This window comes from Salisaeta longa DSM 21114 (assembly GCF_000419585.1).
GTDB lineage: Bacteria > Bacteroidota > Rhodothermia > Rhodothermales > Salinibacteraceae > Salisaeta > Salisaeta longa.
The window spans coordinates 584,543-602,491 of sequence record NZ_ATTH01000001.1; the positions used below are offsets into that span (position 1 = coordinate 584,543).

Genomic DNA, 17,949 nt, shown 5'->3' on the forward strand with positions numbered 1-17,949 from the left:
GTTGGGACAGGCCACCGACGTTCTTCCCAACAGGGAACGGGGACCGCTTGTGCCCGGCGGCCGCGCGCGTTTGCGGGCGCTTCACGGACCCGCCGCGGCGCGGTCTACGAGCCAGCGGCACGCGGCCGGCGCAACGTGCGTCGCGGGCAACGAGCGATCGCCGGCGCGTACAGCAGCGAGCGCCTCGCGCTTCTCATCGCCCGACACCAAAAAGAGGGCTTCGCGGGCCGCGTTCAAGGCAGGCAGCGTGCACGTGAGACGGTCCGCGACGGCGTGACGCGGGGGCGCGTGCACGGCCTGCACCCAGGCGGTGGCCGCTAGTGCTGTATCGAGGGTTTCCGGAAAGAGCGACGCGGTGTGGCCGTCGCCCCCCAGGCCCAGCAGCACCAGGTCGAAGGTGTGCGTGCGGCGGTCGAACGCACGGTGCAAATGCGCGTCGTATGCCGTGGCGCAGTCTGCAGGCGTACCGTAAACCGGCATGCGGTGTACCTGTGCGGGCGGCACGGGCGCATGCCGAAGCAGCACATCGTATGCGTGGCCCGCGTTGCTGTGCGGGTGCACGTAGGGCACGCAGCGCTCGTCGCCCCAAAAGACGTCTAGCGCGGCCCACTGCTTGGGCGAGAGGTGCCGAGCTAGCAGCGCGTAGAGCCGGTCGGGTGTGCTGCCGCCGGCCAGGGCCACGGCCAACCGCCGGTTGTTGGCGCGGGCCGCGTCGAGGGCGTCGGTTACAGCGCGGGCGGCGGCCCGGCTAAGGGCTTCGTAATCGTCGTACACGTCGAGGGGCGCTTCGGGAGCGGCGGCCATGGCCTTAGGAAAAAGTTAGGGAAAACAGGCGCAACGCCAACGCCAAACGATGCGGGGAGTGCCCTACCTGCGCGCAACAAAACGAGGCGGCGCGGCTTTCCATGCAGTGCTCTGTGCGTTTATCCCATCAACCGTTTCTATGACGAACAAAGACGTAGCCCGCGCCTTTCGCGAAACCGCCAAGCTCATCGAACTGACCGGCGGCAACAGCTTTCGGGCACAGGCCTTCAGCCGCGCCGCGCGCACCATTCGTGGCCTGGAAGAACCGGTGGCGCAGTACGCGGAAGACGACACACTGATGTCCATTGACGGCATTGGCGACGGCATTGCGGCCGACATCCGATCGGTGCTGGCCCGCGGCTCGTTCGACCTCCGCGACGAGTTGCTTAACGCCGTGCCCACCGGACTGCTCGACGTCCTGAAGGTGAAGGGCCTTGGCACGAAGAAGGTGCGCACGCTGTGGGACGAGCTGGGCATCACGTCGTTGGATACGCTGGAGGCAGCGGCGCAGGCGGATCGGATTACGTCGCTGCGCGGCTTTGGGCAGAAGACGCAGGACAAGATCCTGGAGAACGTGGAGCAGCTGCGGCGCTACCAACGCTACACGCGTTATGCGGAGGCGCACCAGGCCGTGGCGCCGCTGTTCGAGGCGCTGGAAACCCACGAGGCCGTGCACAATGTCGCGGCCGCTGGGCCGTTTCGGCGGGCCATGGAAGTGGTGGAGCAGGTGGACCTCCTCGTGGCTGCATCCGAGCGCGAGCCGGTGCTCGACGTGCTTGGCAACTACACCGCCGGTCTTGAAACCACTGAGGATACCGTCCGCGGACAGCTCGACGACGGCGTGCCTGTGGCGCTGCACTGGGCCAATCCCAACGATTGGGGGCGTGCACTTTGGCGCGCTACGGGGCCGCACGCACACATCGAGGCGCATCCCAGCAGCGCAGCCACCAACGTGACGACCGAGGCAGCGCTTTACGAAGCCGCCGGCGCCGATTGGATTCCGCCCGAGCTGCGCGATCAGGAGGATGCGTGGACGCTGGCCACCGAAGGGCGCCTGCCGGCGCTCATCACCCCCAACGACCTGCGCGGAACGGTGCACAACCATTCCACTTACAGCGACGGCGCGCACACCCTGCATGCCATGGCCAAGGCGGCCCGCGACCGCGGCCTGGAGTACTTCGGCATCGCCGACCACAGCCAGTCGCTGCAGGTGGCCAGCGGCCTCTCGCCCGACGAGGTGCGCGCCCAACGCGACGAGGTGCAACGCCTCAACGAACAGTTTGCCGATGATGGGCAGCCCTTCCGCATCTTTCATGGGATCGAAAGCGACATTCTGCGGGACGGGTCGCTCGATTATGACGACGACGTGCTTGCGCTTTTCGATTATGTGGTGGCGAGCGTGCACGTGGGCATGAACATGCCCGAGGCGGAAGCCACCGAGCGTGTGCTTCGCGCGGTGCGCAATCCGCACACCACCATCCTGGGGCATCCCACCGGCCGGCTGCTCCTGGTGCGCGAAGGCTACCCGCTCGATCACGAGAAAATTATCGATGCGTGCGCTGCGCACGATGTGGCATTGGAGCTCAATGCCAACCCGTACCGGTTGGATGTGGACTGGCGGTGGGTGCGCTATGCCCGCGACAAGGGCGTGCTGCTGTCCATCAACCCGGATGCACACGCCACCGACGAGCTCGACAACATGCGTTGGGGCGTGTCGGTGGCGCGGAAGGGCGGCCTCACGGCTGCGGGTTGCCTAAACGCGCTGTCGCTGGACGATTTTGCTGCGTGGCTCGATGCGCGCCAGCCGACGGCCGCGTAGCTGTTGTCGCTTCGTTTTGCTTCTTCTCTGCACGGTTGATGGGTGCCTGTGGCTCGTTCGTTGGTGGTGGTGCTAACCGGTTTGTTTGCTGTGGGCGTCGCGGCGCTGGTGTGGACGCAGGTGTACGAGCGCCCGGCGCCGCCCGAGACGGCCCCCGTGGAGGGGCTAACGGCCGAGGCGACCGTTCGCTGGGGCGCGCACGACATGGTGGCCATCGCGGCCGAGACGACGCCTGATGCCTACGCGGCCCTCGGGTATGCGCACGGACAGCGGCGCACGTGGCAGCTTGCGCTGTGGCGGCTTACGGCGCTGGGGCGCACCTCGTCATGGTTTGGTCCGGCCACCGCCCCCATCGACCGGCTGACGCTCCGATTGGGCCTTGGGGCCGGGGCGCGCGCGGCCTTCGCGGCGCTCCCCAATAGCACGCGCCGCCGCCTCACCGCCTACGCCCGCGGCGTCAATGCGGCGTTTGCTAGTGCCCATGCCCAGCGCACCGACGAGCTGGTCCTGCTGGGGCGGCAACCGCGCCCCTGGAAGCCGTGGCACGCACTGGCCATCGAGCGGTTGTTTGCCTGGCTGGCCACCCCGCCCCTGCAGGCGCCCCCCAACGCGCCGCCCGCGCTCGATTCGCTCGTCGCCCGCGACCGGATGCTACATCGCTGGCTCCGGCTGCACGACTTTCAACACAGCGTGCTCGTCGCCACGCGGGGGGCACCGCCGGGCCTCTTGCAGCGCCACGTCACCGGCGCATCGGCGCTGCCTACGTTTCAGGAGACGGTCCTTCGGGTGGGGGGCGGGCCGGTGGTGCGTGGTCTGACGCTTCCGGGGACGCCGTTTTGGCCGACGGGCCAGCGCGGGCCGCGGCAGTGGGGAACGGTGCTGCGCAGCGCGGCCCACATCGAGCGCGTGCCGTGGGAGGTGGCTCGCGCGTCTAGGCGCTACGCACGGCTCCGCTATCCGTCGGGCGACGAAGCGCTGGTCATTGTGCCGCGCTACCGCGGTGTGATGCCCTTTCCTTCATCGGATGCCGTGGCGCCGGCTGATAGCTTGCAGTGGGCGTTGCGCTGGCCGGGGCTTCGGCCGCTCACCGACGTCCGCGCGTGGCGGGCACTGGCCCACGGAACCGCCGATACAACCGCCTTTCGGCTCTTTAGTGGGGGGCACATGGTTGTGGACGGTGGCACGGTGCGCGTCCGGGCCCCCGCGGCGGTCACCATGCAAGACCGCACGCATCTGCTGGTGAGCTACAGCCCGTGGCGCGCCTCGATACAGCAAACGTTGCCACAAACGGCACCGCTGACGGCGTGGGCCCGCCGCGACACCAGCGCCTGGGCGGCCAACCTGCTGCGTTCGGTGCGGCCTGCGCTGCAGTCGCTGGCACCCTCCGACTCGCTGATGGCGCGCGCCCTGCTCTACCTGCGCAACTGGAACGCCCGCTACACCCGCGCAAGCATTGGGGCATCGATCTTTGACGCGTGGATGCGCAACTACCAGCGGCGCATTGGGCATCGGCCCATGCCGCCCGACACCACGACGTTCTTTGCGACGGTGCGGCGGCAGCGGGCGTTTCGGGCCGCCGTGGATACGCTACGGCAGCGCCTGGGCCCCAACATCCGCCGGTGGCGCTGGGAGCGCGTGGCCCCCAACGTGCGACGCTTTCCGGCATGGGGCACGGCGGCCGGAGCGCAGCTATCCGCTCCGCGCTACGGGCCCTACCAGCGGCCGGGACAGGGGCATCCCTCGGCGCCTCACTTCGGAACGAGCTTGCTCCTTTCTGCACCCCGGCCCACGGTGCAATGGCTTGGGTGGATGGGCGGCGGCCGCGACACGATGGTCGTCCGGCGCCGGCGCTTGCCAGGCGGCGTGTTTGATCGGGCGATGCACGAGCATGCCCCCACCCCGACGCGCGCGCTGCGGGTGGAGCCGACAGCGCCTACAACCCGTCTGCGCCCGATGATGCCGTAACCGCCGTGTCGAGCCGCGTCCGTACCGCCGCAAAGAACGCATCATCGGCCATGAGCTGAAGCAAAAAGCCCTTGTCGATGCCCGTCTGCAGCAGCTGGTAAAAGACAGCCATCGGGAGGTCGCTCGCAAAGAGGACCACGATGCGGGGCAGGGCATCGGCGCGGCGCGCGTACCCGGCAAAGGTGATGTGCCCGGGAAACGCACCCCCCAACGACGCGACCGCCGTGAGCGGCGTTTGCACCGAGTCGCCCCGAATCGGCGTTTCCATCAAGCCGCGCACGCGCTGCGCCACCGGATTCGTGGAGGCTGCCAGGCGCAACAGCAGGCGCGCGTAGCGGTCGGCCCGGCCTTGCGGAAACGAAGCCGATGCCAGCGCCCGTTGTTGCTGCACGGTGAGGCCCGAGCCGCGCTGCTTCAGCTGCTGGCGCACGCGCATCCGAAAGGGCAGATCAACCTGAAGGCGTCGCGCCCAAAAAAACGTCGTATCAAGAAGCGCGGCCACCGATGGGGCGCGCAGCGCGTCGGCGGATGCTACAGCGGGCGTGTCGGTGGTGGGCGTACGCCAGCGCAAGAACAGTCCGCTGTACGGACGCGGCGTGGCCGATGGCGTCAGCCCAAGCGTTGCCGTCCAGCGGCGCAGGGCCTCCGGTTCGTGCTGCAGCATCCACCAGTCGGCCGCGGCACGGTCGCTGTATCGCGCCATGAGCGTTGCCACCTGCAGGGGCGAAAGCACCGAGTCGCCCAGGGCCTCCATCCCGCGCCGGTGCGCCGCGCCGCCCGCGCTGGGCAGCGCAAACGCATCGAGGGCCTGCCGCGGGATGGCCGGGACGGTGTCGGGGCGCGCCTCGACGAGCGTCCAGATCAGCGGAAGCATTTCGGTGTGTACCGTCGGGCGCGGCTCGTGGGCCCGGTAGCGGAGGGTGTCGCCCGTTGTGCCCGCGGTAAACGCCACCAGCGAGAAGTGCTCCGGGTGCTCCGCCATGTAGGCCAGCAAGTCGTCGGGCGACTGGATGGCCTGGGCCGCCTGTGCGCCCTCGTTCATGGCCGTGGCGTTGTCCACCATCACGCCCACCGTCTTCCAATTCCACACCACAAGCCCGGCCACCACGGCAACGAACAATCCGGTGGCGATGAGCACGTGACGTTTCAGGTTTAATCCGGCCATAACCACGCAGCAATACGGTGGATGAAAGGCGAAGCGTAGAAGGGAAGGGTCGCAGGGATTAGCGCACCACCGCGCCGTTTTCGCTGTCGGTGGAAAGGAGCGACAGGTTGCCGTCGCGGTCTTCGGCCATCAGCACCATGCCCTGGCTTTCCAGCCCAAACATCTCTTTGGTGGCCAGATTGGCGACAACCACCACGGTGCGGCCCACAATCTCATCCGGTGCCATGTGCTGCGCGACGCCCGCTAAGATTTGGCGCTCCTCGAAGCCGAGGTCGACCTCCAGGCGCAGCAGCTTATCGGCATCGGGCACCGGCTCGGCGGTTGTTACGGTCCCCACGCGAAGGTCGAGGTCCATAAAGTCGCCGAACGTGATGGTGTCTTTCAGGGGTTCGTATCCCATATCGTCGGGGGTTGGGTCGGGTGATTGTAGTTTGTCGAGTTGCGCGTCGATCTGTTCGTCTTCTACTTTTTCGAAGAGGATCGACGGCGTGCCCAGCGCGTGGCCCGCGTCAAGAAGCGGCGTGGCAGCATCCTCCCACGTGAGGGCGGTGTCGGGCGCCTCGCCGGGTGTGCTGGGCCGTACGTTGGTGAGGTTCAGCATGGCGCGCAGCCGTTGGGCGGCATCGGGCAGCACCGGCTCCATCAGGATGCTCAGCGACGCGCAGAGCTGCACGCAGATGTGCACCGTGTTGGCCGCCGCCTGCGGATCGTCGGTGCGGGTGTGCCACGGCGCGGTGTCGTTGAAGTATTTGTTGCCGAGGCGCGCGAGCTGCATCGTCTCGAAGACGGCCTCGCGCATGCGATAGTCCTCGTAGGCGGCGCCAATGGTGGCGGGCGTTTGCTTGAGCTGCGCCAGCACGTCGCGGTCGACGTCCGACAAATCGCGGGCTTCGGGGACCGCTCCGTCAAAGTAGCGATGCGCAAAGGTGAGCGTGCGGTTTACGAAGTTGCCCAGCACATCGGCCAGCTCGCCATTCACGCGATTCTGAAAGCCATCCCAGGAGAAGTCCGCGTCCTTCGTTTCGGGGAGCGTAGCCGCCAGCGCGTAGCGCAGCATGTCGGCGCCGTAGTCGGGAAAGTCGTCCAGGTACTCGTGCAGCCACACGGCCCAGCCGCGGCTGGTGGAGAGCTTTTGGCCCTCGATGTTCAGAAATTCGTTGGCGGGCACATGCTCCGGCAGCACGTAGTCGCCGTGCGCATGCAGCATGGCCGGAAACATGAGGCAATGAAAGACGATGTTGTCCTTGCCGATGAAGTGGACGAGCTCCGTGTCGTCGTCTTGCCAGTATTCTTTCCAGCGCTGGGGCGTGCCCTGCGCCGCGGCCCACTCTTTGGTGGCCGAGATGTACCCGATGGGCGCGTCGAACCACACGTAGATGACTTTCCCCTCGGCTTCCAGCCCGTGGCGCGCGGCCACATCGGCGGGCACCGGTACGCCCCACGGCACGTCGCGGGTGATGGCCCGCCCCTTCAGGCCCTCGTTGAACCAGCTTTGCACCTGGCCAAGGACGTTATTCTTCCATTCGGGGTGCGTGCCGATCCACTCCTCGAGCCACGGCTGCATGCGGTCGAGCGGCAGGTACCAGTGGGTGGTTTCGCGGAGCGCGGGCGTCGCGTCGGTCAGCGTAGAGCGTGGGTCAATCAGCTCGGTGGGACTGAGGGAGGAGCCGCACTGCTCGCACTGATCGCCGTAGGCCTCGTCGTAGCCGCACACCGGGCAGGTGCCCACCACAAACCGATCCGCCAAAAACATCTCAGCTTCCGGGTCATAGAGCTGCTCGTTCGTCTTGAGGTCGAACGCGTCTTGCGCGTCGAGCGTGCGAAAGAAGTCCTGCGACGTTTCCGCATGGGTCGCGGAGGTGGTGCGGCCGTAGTAGTCGAAGCTCATGCCAAAGTCGGCAAAGCTGTCGCGGATCATCGGGTGGTACGTATCCACGATGTCCTGCGGGTCGCGGCCCTCGCGCAGCGCGCGCATCAAGATGGCAACGCCCATCTCGTCGGAGCCGCAAATAAAGGCCACGTCGCGGCCGTTGAGGCGCTGGTAGCGCACAAACAAATCGGCCGGCAGGTACGCCCCGGCCAGGTGCCCAATGTGCACCGGACCGTTGGCGTAGGGGAGTGCAGCGGTTACGAGAAGGCGGTTGGAAGCGTCAGCCATGAAAAGACCGGGGTGGGGTGAAGGGAAAGCGAGCGGGCGGGCGGCTGGTTAGTTGAAGCTTACACCGTCGAGTAGGTCGCCTTCTTTTTTGCGCAGCGCCTCTTCGGCAAACCAGGCCTCGTCGACCGCCTGGGTTTTGTCGGGCAGATTGGGGTGCGGCTTCTCGTAGCCCTCGATGTCTTTCAGCCACACGAGCGTTTTGGTTCGTTTGGTTCCGTCTTTGGCTTCAAACGCGACATTGGTCTCGCGGGCCGCGCACGTTCCTTCGGCCTCGCCAAACACGCCGCCGTGTTTGGGATGACGCAACAAGATGCGGACGCGTTCGCCATGCGAGAAGCGGCTGTCCTTGAAGTCGGCGTCGCTGTACGTTGCCATGGAAAGCAAAAGCATCGGGTGATACGAACAAGCAAACACGTACAAAGTACGCATACAAAGTATAGCAATCTGCTCGGCCCCATGCAGGTTCAGCGCCGCGAACCGTGCATGAAAATACCGATGCACTCCCCTCCGTAGGCAAGGGGTGGGTGCAAGGGCACGCGCGCTCCTCGTTTTCTCCTTCTCGTTTTTCAACACACGATGGCTGCTACCCCTTCCTTTGCGCCCCGCACGGCAAGCGTTGAGCGCGGCACGACCGAAACGAACCTGCGCATCGAACTCACCTTAGACGGCGACGGCTCGTACGCCAACGATACGGGCATTGGCTTTTTCGACCACATGCTCGACCTGTTTGCGAAGCACGGTGGGTTCGACGTGGCGGTGCGCTGCACGGGCGACCTGTACGTTGACGACCACCATACCGTGGAGGACGTGGGCATTGCGCTGGGCCAGGCCGTGCGGCAGGCCCTGGGCGACAAGGCGCACATTGCCCGGTACGGCCACGCCTACGTGCCGATGGACGAGACGCTCGCCCGGGCGGTCGTCGACCTCTCGGGGCGCTTCTACCTGCACTTCGACGCGGCCTTCGAGCGGCCCACGGTGGGCGACCTCTCCACCGAGATGGTTGAGCACTTTTGGTACTCGTTTGCCGAGCACGTGCGCTGCAACCTCCACCTCACGGTGCTGCACGGCCGCAATGCGCACCACAAAATCGAAGCGCTGTTTAAAGCCGCGGCCCGCGCGCTCCGTGCGGCGGTGCGGCGCGAGGCGCGCAACGCGCGCATGCCATCAACGAAGGGGCAGCTGTAGGAACGCATTGCATACCGAGTTGCATGAAGCAGCGCCGCGTGTGTGGTAGCAGCTATACAGCTCACACAAACGAATAGGGCGGCCATGGCCCCACCACATCTAAGCCGTTCAAACCGGGCACCGAAAGCCGAAGCGCCTCTTGACGAAAGGACTGAGCGTGCGCGCGTTGAATTAAGAAGGCGATAGATACGACGCTATGAGCCTTCCCCGCAACGCGTTTGGGGATTGATGTCGCCACCGTAAAGGCATCGAGCGCGCTGCGCACGTCCCCAACGATGCGGTGGGTGCTCGCTGAAAGCCCCGACCGTTCGCGTTGACGCCTAAGAAGGTAAGATGTGCCTGGCCGCTCGGCGGGAGCGCGACCGTCAGGGGCCTCGGCATCGTCGGGGGCAGTATCAGCCGGAACGAGGCGCATCCGAAGGCCCATTTCGGCACATCCCTCAAGAGCGTGCAGTTGCTCACGGTAGCGTTTTCCTTGGTCTTGCAACGCGTTCATTAACGCAGCGGCAGATGGCACGCAGGTGCCAAACTGCATGGGTAGTACCGTGCCACTTACAAATGCCGACTCAACAACGTCTTTATAGAGGAGAAGCGTTTCTACAGAAGCCTCCTTGAGCCTGTTCGTATCCGAGACGGGTGAAACGACCGCTGCGAGTAGGTCGGTGTATACTAGGTCCACCGGTTGCTCAAAAAGCCCCAAGCGCCCTGCAAGGGATTTTCTGTTGCTAAGGGTGCGTTTGAGGCCTAGCGCGTACAGCACAAGTGGCGTATCCGCAGCAGGCATTTGAGGCATGGCAGAAGGGCCTAGGTCTGTGACTGCTCATTGAGCGATGGCCGAAACGTGTAGGGCGGCCACGGTCCAGAGGGCGTTAAAGAGATCCCATCGTTCGCATATGCAGCGTCAAAGGCCTCGACTTGTTTGAGAAAGGATGCCTGATTGGTGGTGGGCACCAGCAAAGCCCAATGGGTGATGGGGGCTTCGGCAGGCGACTCGGGCGTGACCGATTGACGGACGGACGTGGCCCGCGCAAGCTCACTCAGCGCTTGCTCTATCTCGGTGAGGGTATCGTCGATCCACGCATCGAGGGCAGTGTCCGCCTGCTGCGCCTGTTGGCGGCGTTGCAAGTACGCCGTTCCCGACAGCGGCTTTTCCGCCCGAGACGCGGATGAAAGCTGCGCGCGCGCCTTCAGGGCTTGATCGCGGTCTAGGTGCACCTTCACCGACCACTCTTCGGTACCATGAACGGTTTCGAAGAAGGAACGCAGCTTATCTTTAGAAGAGTCGATAGACTGTTTCAGCGCATCGTGTGTTGAAAAGAGTGTCGCGAAGCGAGCGGGGTACGTGGGGCCGTGCTGCATCATCGCCTCCACTACCTGCTCGTGTGCAATGGCACGAGGGGCAACCCAGGACAACGCCTGTAGATTTTGTTCGCCGGTGGTACCTGTCCACTCGTCGCACGGCACTGCATCTACGACGGCTGTCCAGTCCGCATATTGCATTGTGCGCACGGCACCCGCTACGCCCGATGCAGAAATAGACACCGACGGGGCACCGGTGATGCCGTACAAGTACAATGCATCGTTTGGTGAAGAAGGCATGCCAGCATGGTAGTGCTTTTAGAAAGCGCACGGAAGCATACAGCAGGGCAAGCCACGTCCTTAGGCCGCGTCGTATGCTACGTCTGCAAAGCTGTACGGGGCCATGGCATCGGTATACGTAAAGGTGAACGAGTCATCAAACGTTTGGGCAGCCCTGTGCACAGCCGCCTCAAAATCTGTGATGGCGGCCTCGGAGACCAAGCACGTGAGCCGTGCGACATCGGTTTCATCGCGTACCTCGTCGATCAGTACTTCATCGCACACCGGATGTAGGTGCGACGTGATGGTTTGCTGGTGGCGGTGGCGCTCGTCGGCGCGCAGCGCCTCGAAGTGCTCGCCTAGTTCAATTTTATCTTGGCGGCTAACAGGGCCTTGCCCTCCAAACACAGCATCGCGCTGCGTGCGAAGTGCGTCGTGACGATTGACAAAGTGGGCAAAGATGTCGTCTACGTTCCAGGTTACACGCACGCCGATTTCTACGCGGCCTTCGAGGGCATCGAGGCGCTCAAGAAACGGTGTGGCGTGTGCTGTTAAAAAGTCACGCACCTCGGCAGCGGAGGCAGCGATCACGCCAAAGGCCATAGGCAGCACAGTGGTGGTGGCGTGAAGGCGCTTAATCACTGCGTGGTGCACTTTTAGGTTACGGCGCCTTGGGCGGGGCGTGCCGGCAGAGATGGGGCTGCAAACCACCGACAGCCCACCGCCGTTAACAAGACGCAATGCAGCGCCTTGGATGCCGGTACGGCCGTCGGGAAGCTCCGGCGTCGCTTGGGCGATAGCATACAGGTAAAGCGAAGACATACGTCAAAATTGGACGGTAGAGAATAAGGGGGGAGCGCCCAGGAGCACTCAGTAGGCATAAGAGAACCCATCATCTTCTGCCGCAGGTGCGTCAGCAGAAGGATCATCATCTTGCTCGATGGGGGCAAGACCCACGTGTTCGCACAACGCATTGATCTTGGCGTCTATGCGGTCAATCTCACGCGCGCACTGATCCACTTGGTTACTAAGGGCCGCCTGGATGCGCTGCTGACGTGCTTTTGCCATCTGAAGGTTGGCAATTTGCACAAATACCTCGTGCGGTGCTTGTTGGCGGGCCGCGTTCAGACTAGACGGCGGACGGAGTGAGGGCGGGCTGGGCCGGTTAGGGCGCGGAGCAGCACCATTTGGGCGTGTTCGGTTGGCCATGCGAGGTCAGAGATTGATGCAACGGGTGAGAAACAAGAGTACAAATGACGGAGGCGTCCGCGGCGGCGCGGAGCACTCAACGGCCGGCAGAACGCAGGACCGTTTCCACAGCATCGTGGATGTGAGATGCTACATCGGCCGATGGGTCGGTTAACAGAGAGCGGCGGCTGGGACGCAAAACATCGACGCAGGCAGCTCGAAATAGCGCGTTGGAGGCGTCGATGGCCTCCGTCCGGTCTGCAAAAATGCGAGCAAGCGCAATGGCCGGGCGAATCGACGGGCCGCGTTTCAACAGGCGGGCCTCGCGTAAGGTGCGCACAATATCGACGATGCAGGCCGCGTCCGTCTCGCTTATGCCAGCACGCGATTGTACAATGTCAACCTCAGCCGAGCGGCTCTGAAATTCCAGTTGAATAGTGATGAGGCGGTCGAGGAGCGCATTTTGCGACTTGTGCGTACCGGCATATTCTTCGGTGTTCGACGTAAAGATCGCGCGGAAGTTCGGGTGTACACGAATGTAACCGGTGCCCTCGCCAGCGCGAGACGGAAGGTTCAGTATGCGCTCTTCCAGAATGCTAAGCAGCACATTGTTGGCTTCGGCGCGTGAGCGGGTAAACTCATCGTAGATGAGAGTATATCCTTTGCGGCATGCCGTTGCCAGTCGGTTATCTTCCCAGAGGCGTTTCACCTGCTCGTCGGTCTTAAGGACCGAGCGAATAAAGTTGTCTACAACTTTAGACTTCCGGTACCCCACTTCTCCTCCTACCAAGTCGCTTCGTCCAAATTCGTCGTCGCCGTGCAAGAGTACAGCCGGCTGGTCGAGCTGTGCAGCGACATGAAAAGCGAGGCTGGTTTTGCCGGTACCCGCCACGCCGCTAAAGTGCACGGGGTAGCCCGCGTCCATATACGCCAATGCTCGGGCCGTCGTCCGTTGTACTTCCGGCGTCTGTACAAAGGAACGGCTAGGCACCGGCAAGAAGGCACCGTCCGTCTTCTGCGTGTGGATGGTTGTGGGCGTATGTTCTACGGCCTGTCGCATAAAAAGCCGGTCAGTTCAACAGAGAACGTGAAGACGAGCGCGTTGCTATCGCTAATGCCCCTAGGGGCGTAGACGTTCGAAGGAGAGCCGGTAAGACGAGGACCTGGGTCCAACCGTCCATCGACTCTCCTTCACTAGCACCCGCAGCGCGTGTGATAGCCTCGATACCTATTGCGACGCCGGTGAGGCCGCCATCGCCGTCAGGCCAATGCCTTCGGCATACTTCAGGTATGTTTCGACGGAGGCCACAACAATGCGCGCTTCAACGGAAACGAGTTCGATGCCCACCAACGAAACCCGGGCAAAAACATCGATGACGATTCCTTTGTCGAGAATGCGATCAACAACTTCTGCCAAACCGCTTGCGTCTGTAGACTTTTGGACTTCAGCCATGGAATGGTCCTCTGGTTTTGATTAGGAAGGTGACGAGGCAGCTGATTAGCACAACAAGAACTGCCTGCTTTTGATGATACGTACAGCGATTATAACGTAGCAAGGCGCGTGGTAAACTGCAACAGCTCATCCATACATGGGCAGAACGGTTTGCCGTACTGTGGCGGAGCCGAAAGGCGCACAAGCCACTTTCAAATAGTGCCAAATACCATTCCAGCCTTAACGGGGGGCCATGACGAGCCCAATCGTTCACGAGCCGTTCAATCGTTTACTAAGAGCCGTTACCTTTTTTCCGGGTCGGGGGGATCCGTGTCGTCCGTTCTGTCCTGGTCAAGCGCATCGCTGAGGCGCGCAATTTGAGATTCTAGACGCTGCATGCGGTCATCAAGCGATTCAAGGCGCTGCGCCGTTTCAGCGCGCGGGGGGGAGGCCTCAGGATCGTTGGAGCTAAGGCGCCCATGATTGGCCGTTAGGTAATCGGCATGCCGCCACCAATCCATGCCCATCTCCTGGGCCTTATCCACCGAGCAAATGATGAGTCTGATTTGTATGGTAAGCAGCTCTACGTCGTTAAGGTTCACGCGGATGTCTCCGGCGACGACAATGCCAGTTTCCAGCACGCGCTCCAAGATGTCGGCGAGGGTATCGGAATTGGCGAGCGACGTACGGCGAGAAGAACGAGGCATGGCGGAGACGTAAGCAAAACGATAGAAGAACAATATTGGCGGCGGTTGCTGGTGTCAAGCACAACAGCCCGCAAGCGGTGCTCACTCCATAGCACTGGTTTCAATAGTGCCCAGCGGGAGCGACAAGTCAGACGGACTGAGGTCGAACACCTCACACAAGTGCTCGATCTCTGCGGCTTGCTGTTGTAGCGCCTGGCCGAGCCGCTCAATTTCGTCATCGGTAAGCGTGCCATTGTCCATACGCCGAAGGGTTTGTTTTTCCAGCAGCTCATGGATCAGATTGATTACCGATAGCACAAGGTGGGCAAGACCGTTTGTGGTCGTGCCATCCGTTGTATTGGAGGGAAACGTGGGGTCATCATTCATAACAGCTTAAACGTATCGAGACAGCATGCAACGCGAAGCACTAACCGAGCCCCAAGCACTAGCCATTGGAAGGGGGCGCGGATGGTGAGGCATCGGTGTTGTCCGCATGATGCGGCGGGTGGGGGGCTTTAAGTGCGGTATCCACAGCGCTCACCAAAATGCGTACATCCAGGTACATCAGGTCAACATCCGCAACGGTAAGTACCAAATCGCCACGGAGCACAGCGCCCTTATTCATGATGCGATCCAACGCTTCGGCAAGTTCGGTAGTGCGTGGGCGGTTAGGAGGAGCAGGGGGCATAACACGTAGCGTGGCGTTGCATTCATATTCGCGGAAATAGGTCGCGGCCGAGCTTCTGACAGGCCGATCGGCTGTCCGGCGGAGCACCTTCATGCACCACAGCGTGCGAAAGCGCTGCGTGACAGCGCCGGTAGTGATTCAAAACAACCGCATGCCTTGCGCGTCGCTTGGCCGCGGCATCCGTTGCGGCTACGCGGTTGATTACGAGAGGTCCTACCGGCAGGCCCAACGAGTGTGCGCGCTCGATCAGTGTTTCTGTTTCTGCGGCAGCTACCTCTGTTGGAAGGGTGACTACCAGCAGCGTTGTTTCTTCTGAGCGCCGCATGTTCTTCTGCAATCGTTTGACCTGTTTCGACAGGTGTACCAGCCGGTCGGTAAGGCGCGGAAGATGGAGCACCGTACGGTACTTGCGCAAGATGCGGAAAAATGCTCGAATCCAAGATGCAAAGGCCCCCGGCATCTCTAGCAATCGCAGCAAGTGGCCCGTTGGAGCTGTATCTACAACACATGTAGTATACGGACGCTCGTCCATAAAATCCATGAGTGCCACGAGCCCCATCACCTCATCAATGCCGGGCGGCGCGAGATCCATGAGCGCGTTCATCACGGGCCGATCGTACGTGAGGTCGACGTCGGCGCCGCCTGTTCGATCGAAGAATTGACGAACTGCCTGTGCGTAGCGGCTGCGTAGCGATTCAAACTGGGCCTCGGCGTCAATTTCGCAGGCCCAAAGCGTTTGTCCAATCGGCCTGGGGGTATGTTCTAAGGATTCGTCGAGCAACGAATGCAAGGAGTGGGCTGGGTCGGTAGAGGTCAGCAAAACGGGCCGGTTGGGAGTGCCCGCCGTTTCGGCCAACCGAAGAGCTGTTGCGGTAGCCATAGTGGTTTTGCCCACCCCGCCCTTGCCGCCTACAAACACGAGAGAGCCCCGCGGGCATGCCACACTGAGGGACACCTTGGGCGGATGAGGCGGTGTCGTTGTAGGGGCAGACGCGATGCGGTCATAGGGTAAACGGGTTGTGTCTGACAACAAGTTGCGCAACCGCGCCGGCCCGCGCGGTTCTGGGTCGACAGCAGGTACAGTCCATACCGCAGACTGCCCTTGCACCGCCGAATGGTTTGCGAACGCCTTCAGACGCTGCCGGCCACCACTCGGTGGCCACTGGTTGAAAATGATATCTTGCACAACGATATCGGCCATTTGAAGCTGTTGCACGATATGCTGCGTCTCGTGCAAGACGAGCGGTTCGGCTTGCGCAACGACGAAGAAACGGCACAGCGCCTCATCGCGAAATGCATCACGCACGCGCTCCGCTTTGCTAAACATAGCGGCAACAAAGTCGTCCAGCGTATCGGATGCTCCGTTCCCAAACACCGACCGCATATAGCGGTGCTTGTCTAGCATCACGTCAAGCACGTTGACCCACGCACTAAACTGGTCGGGCGTATGAAGCAGCCGAAGTGTGTGACCGGTGGGAGCGGTGTCGACGACGATGACACCATCGTCATCGTCCGCAAGCAGGTCGGCCAACCGTATAAAGGCCATCATCTCGTCGAGCCCCGGAAGCGACAGATCCAACAGACGCTCAATGTCGGTCGCATCGAAAAGGGTGCCCAGCCGAACAATTTCATGAAGCGTGGCGCGATGGGCCGCACGAAATGCGTCGAGCGCAGTATCGGCGCTGAACTCCTCTACGGTCAGTGTATCTGGAAGCGCCGCTTCAGCCAAGCTGTCGCGCAGAGAGTGCGCCGGATCGGTCGACAGGAGGCGCACCGGGCCCTCATCTGCAAGCCGCAGGGCAGTAGCGGTCGCGATGGTCGTTTTGCCAACCCCGCCCTTACCGCCAAATAAGAGAAGTGCCGGGAGTGGAGCGGCGAGTGAAAAGGGCAGATGGTTCATGCGTGCTGGACAGTCATAACCTACGACTCAAGCGACGCGTCTATCGCATGAAGCTCATCGAGACGGTCAAGTATTTCTTCCTCGCGCGCGTCGAACGTCTCTTCTTCTATCATTCCCATATCGAGTTGCATGTATAGGTCGTTTAGCTCGTCGCGCAGCGCGCGCTGTTCGCTCTCGATATGGTCTTCCGCTGCATCATGAACGGCCTGCGCGATAAATGCAACGCCACGAACGGGAGCAAGCAAAATGTCATCAATTAAGAACACAAGCCGTTACGTAAGCCCTAAATAAATTGCTAGGTGAGCAGCAGGCAGGCCCGCCAGGCCCGCCCTTTCACGCCGGAATGCAGCTACTCACCAGGCGTCACACGCGTTTCGACAGCCGTTGGATTGAAACACCTACGACTGCTTTCGGACTTCCAGCTTCGCCTGCTCAATCCACGACTCAACATCTGCAAAGGAGGGCAAGCCATCCATGAGTTCTCGGAGATCCTCAGGCGTTAGGTCGGCCAGGTCGTCGAACGTGACAACCCCGGCTTGGCGCAAACGAAACGCCATTTTGGGCCCTATACCCTTTATGGCGGCAAGGTTGTCAAAGGTACGGCTCGAACTGGATTCTTCATGACGGGTACTCCCAGAGGTGTCTTTGGGATCGGCAGAGGACGCCGCCGACGGGTTCGAAGAAGCAGTGTCTTCCGTAGCGGAGGGTGCTGCTGCACTCTCCGATGCTGTAGCTTGCGCTCCTCCCGGGGCTGTTGCGTCATCGGCCGTCGATGACGAATCCTGGCTCGTTGCTGATGCGGCGGATGATGCCGACGGCTCGGTGGACCTGCTGGGTGCGGAGGACTGTTTCGTATCGGCGGGCCGCGAAGCGGTGTGCTGATGGTGGCGAGCGGTGCGGGCTTCAGCCAGAAGGGTGCGCACCGAAACGCGGACGCCGGACAAGAACGCGCGCCGCGCGTTGGCCGCGGCCTCCTTACGTTGGCTCCGTTCGCCTTCCATGTCTTTCATGAAGTCCCGGACCTCCACGCGCAAGTTTTCTACGAAGGCTTGTGCTTCCCTGACCGCTTCGGCCCGATCTGCCCGGTTCGTTTGCGCCGCCTCAACGCGTGCATCTCGATACGTTTGAAGCGACGCAGCCACTCTGCTGCTCAACGCTTTCACTTCCTGCTGCAACTCGTTCAAATACTCGCGACGTTGCGCCTGCAGTTCGTTTGCTGCCCCGATGCGCTCATCACGAAAGGTATGCAGAAGGTCTTCTACCGCTTCCCCAATCTGGTGTACGTCCTCTCGGATGGTGCCTAAACGCTCTCTCTGTAGATTCCGAGCAGCCGCAAAATCCTTACGAAGTTGCTGCATCTGGTCAGCGAGCTCTTGCATGA

At 62.4% G+C, this 17,949-nt stretch carries 19 protein-coding genes; 3 read left to right on the plus strand and 16 right to left on the minus strand.

Features of this window, described 5'->3' with window-relative positions:
• Positions 1 to 81: 81 nt before the first annotated feature.
• Positions 82 to 804 (minus strand): 6-phosphogluconolactonase, encoded by a 723-nt coding sequence (gene pgl / locus SALLO_RS0102495; protein WP_022834748.1) that lies wholly within the window; start codon positions 802 to 804, stop codon positions 82 to 84.
• A gap of 139 nt (positions 805 to 943) precedes the next feature.
• Between pgl and SALLO_RS0102500 the strand changes: the two genes are divergently transcribed.
• Both SALLO_RS0102500 and SALLO_RS14660 read left to right on the plus strand, forming a co-directional pair.
• Positions 944 to 2,623: a helix-hairpin-helix domain-containing protein gene (locus tag SALLO_RS0102500; protein ID WP_040605709.1), complete on the plus strand. Its 1,680-nt coding sequence runs from the start codon at positions 944 to 946 to the stop codon at positions 2,621 to 2,623.
• Between the two features lie 48 nt (positions 2,624 to 2,671).
• Positions 2,672 to 4,588 carry a penicillin acylase family protein gene (locus SALLO_RS14660; protein ID WP_157621156.1) on the plus strand — a complete coding sequence of 639 codons (1,917 nt, stop codon included), beginning with the start codon at positions 2,672 to 2,674 and terminating at the stop codon, positions 4,586 to 4,588.
• Here SALLO_RS14660 and SALLO_RS0102510 read toward each other — a convergent pair.
• The 3 genes from SALLO_RS0102510 to SALLO_RS0102520 are packed head-to-tail and all read right to left on the minus strand — an operon-like array spanning position 4,557 to position 8,286.
• Complete coding sequence (locus SALLO_RS0102510) at positions 4,557 to 5,753, minus strand: hypothetical protein (RefSeq protein ID WP_022834751.1); 1,197 nt, start codon at positions 5,751 to 5,753, stop codon at positions 4,557 to 4,559. The two genes, SALLO_RS14660 and SALLO_RS0102510, sit on opposite strands and share 32 nt — an antisense overlap.
• A gap of 58 nt (positions 5,754 to 5,811) precedes the next feature.
• Positions 5,812 to 7,911 carry a methionine--tRNA ligase gene (metG, locus tag SALLO_RS0102515; RefSeq protein ID WP_022834752.1) on the minus strand — a complete coding sequence of 700 codons (2,100 nt, stop codon included), beginning with the start codon at positions 7,909 to 7,911 and terminating at the stop codon, positions 5,812 to 5,814.
• A gap of 48 nt (positions 7,912 to 7,959) precedes the next feature.
• Positions 7,960 to 8,286 carry a hypothetical protein gene (locus SALLO_RS0102520; RefSeq protein ID WP_228702760.1) on the minus strand — a complete coding sequence of 109 codons (327 nt, stop codon included), beginning with the start codon at positions 8,284 to 8,286 and terminating at the stop codon, positions 7,960 to 7,962.
• Between the two features lie 201 nt (positions 8,287 to 8,487).
• Between SALLO_RS0102520 and hisB the strand changes: the two genes are divergently transcribed.
• The gene (hisB, locus tag SALLO_RS0102525) at positions 8,488 to 9,096 is read left to right on the plus strand and encodes an imidazoleglycerol-phosphate dehydratase HisB (RefSeq protein ID WP_022834754.1); all 609 of its coding nucleotides are present in this window, start codon (positions 8,488 to 8,490) and stop codon (positions 9,094 to 9,096) included.
• A gap of 61 nt (positions 9,097 to 9,157) precedes the next feature.
• Here the strand turns inward: hisB and SALLO_RS0102530 are convergent, their stop codons facing one another.
• The 12 genes from SALLO_RS0102530 to SALLO_RS18060 form a co-directional block, all read right to left on the minus strand.
• A complete protein-coding gene (locus tag SALLO_RS0102530) occupies positions 9,158 to 9,889 on the minus strand; it encodes a GvpL/GvpF family gas vesicle protein (protein ID WP_022834755.1) in 732 nt (243 codons plus the stop codon).
• 11 nt (positions 9,890 to 9,900) lie between these two features.
• A complete protein-coding gene (locus tag SALLO_RS0102535; protein WP_084696108.1) occupies positions 9,901 to 10,695 on the minus strand; it encodes a GvpL/GvpF family gas vesicle protein in 795 nt (264 codons plus the stop codon).
• 60 nt (positions 10,696 to 10,755) lie between these two features.
• Positions 10,756 to 11,496: a GvpL/GvpF family gas vesicle protein gene (locus tag SALLO_RS0102540; RefSeq protein WP_084696109.1), complete on the minus strand. Its 741-nt coding sequence runs from the start codon at positions 11,494 to 11,496 to the stop codon at positions 10,756 to 10,758.
• Positions 11,497 to 11,544: 48 nt separating this feature from the next.
• Positions 11,545 to 11,763, minus strand: a complete 219-nt coding sequence (locus SALLO_RS0102545; RefSeq protein ID WP_022834758.1) for a hypothetical protein — start codon at positions 11,761 to 11,763, stop codon at positions 11,545 to 11,547.
• 196 nt (positions 11,764 to 11,959) lie between these two features.
• On the minus strand, positions 11,960 to 12,922 hold the full coding sequence (gvpN, locus tag SALLO_RS14665; protein WP_022834759.1) for a gas vesicle protein GvpN: 963 nt from the start codon (positions 12,920 to 12,922) through the stop codon (positions 11,960 to 11,962).
• Positions 12,923 to 13,090: 168 nt separating this feature from the next.
• On the minus strand, positions 13,091 to 13,315 hold the full coding sequence (gvpA, locus tag SALLO_RS0102555; protein ID WP_022834760.1) for a gas vesicle structural protein GvpA: 225 nt from the start codon (positions 13,313 to 13,315) through the stop codon (positions 13,091 to 13,093).
• 281 nt (positions 13,316 to 13,596) lie between these two features.
• Positions 13,597 to 14,001 carry a gas vesicle protein gene (locus SALLO_RS18050; RefSeq protein ID WP_084696110.1) on the minus strand — a complete coding sequence of 135 codons (405 nt, stop codon included), beginning with the start codon at positions 13,999 to 14,001 and terminating at the stop codon, positions 13,597 to 13,599.
• An 81-nt stretch (positions 14,002 to 14,082) separates the two neighbouring features.
• Positions 14,083 to 14,367, minus strand: coding sequence for a gas vesicle protein K (locus SALLO_RS14675; protein WP_022834762.1), 285 nt, complete (start codon positions 14,365 to 14,367; stop codon positions 14,083 to 14,085).
• A gap of 58 nt (positions 14,368 to 14,425) precedes the next feature.
• Complete coding sequence (locus tag SALLO_RS18055) at positions 14,426 to 14,668, minus strand: gas vesicle protein (RefSeq protein ID WP_084696111.1); 243 nt, start codon at positions 14,666 to 14,668, stop codon at positions 14,426 to 14,428.
• Positions 14,669 to 14,690: 22 nt separating this feature from the next.
• Positions 14,691 to 16,568, minus strand: a complete 1,878-nt coding sequence (locus tag SALLO_RS18650; RefSeq protein WP_022834764.1) for an ArsA family ATPase — start codon at positions 16,566 to 16,568, stop codon at positions 14,691 to 14,693.
• 20 nt (positions 16,569 to 16,588) lie between these two features.
• Positions 16,589 to 16,834, minus strand: coding sequence for a gas vesicle protein GvpG (locus SALLO_RS14680; protein ID WP_022834765.1), 246 nt, complete (start codon positions 16,832 to 16,834; stop codon positions 16,589 to 16,591).
• Positions 16,835 to 16,966: 132 nt separating this feature from the next.
• Entirely contained in the window at positions 16,967 to 17,947 is a 981-nt protein-coding gene (locus SALLO_RS18060) for a helix-hairpin-helix domain-containing protein (RefSeq protein WP_022834766.1), read from the minus strand.
• Positions 17,948 to 17,949 lie beyond the last annotated feature (2 nt).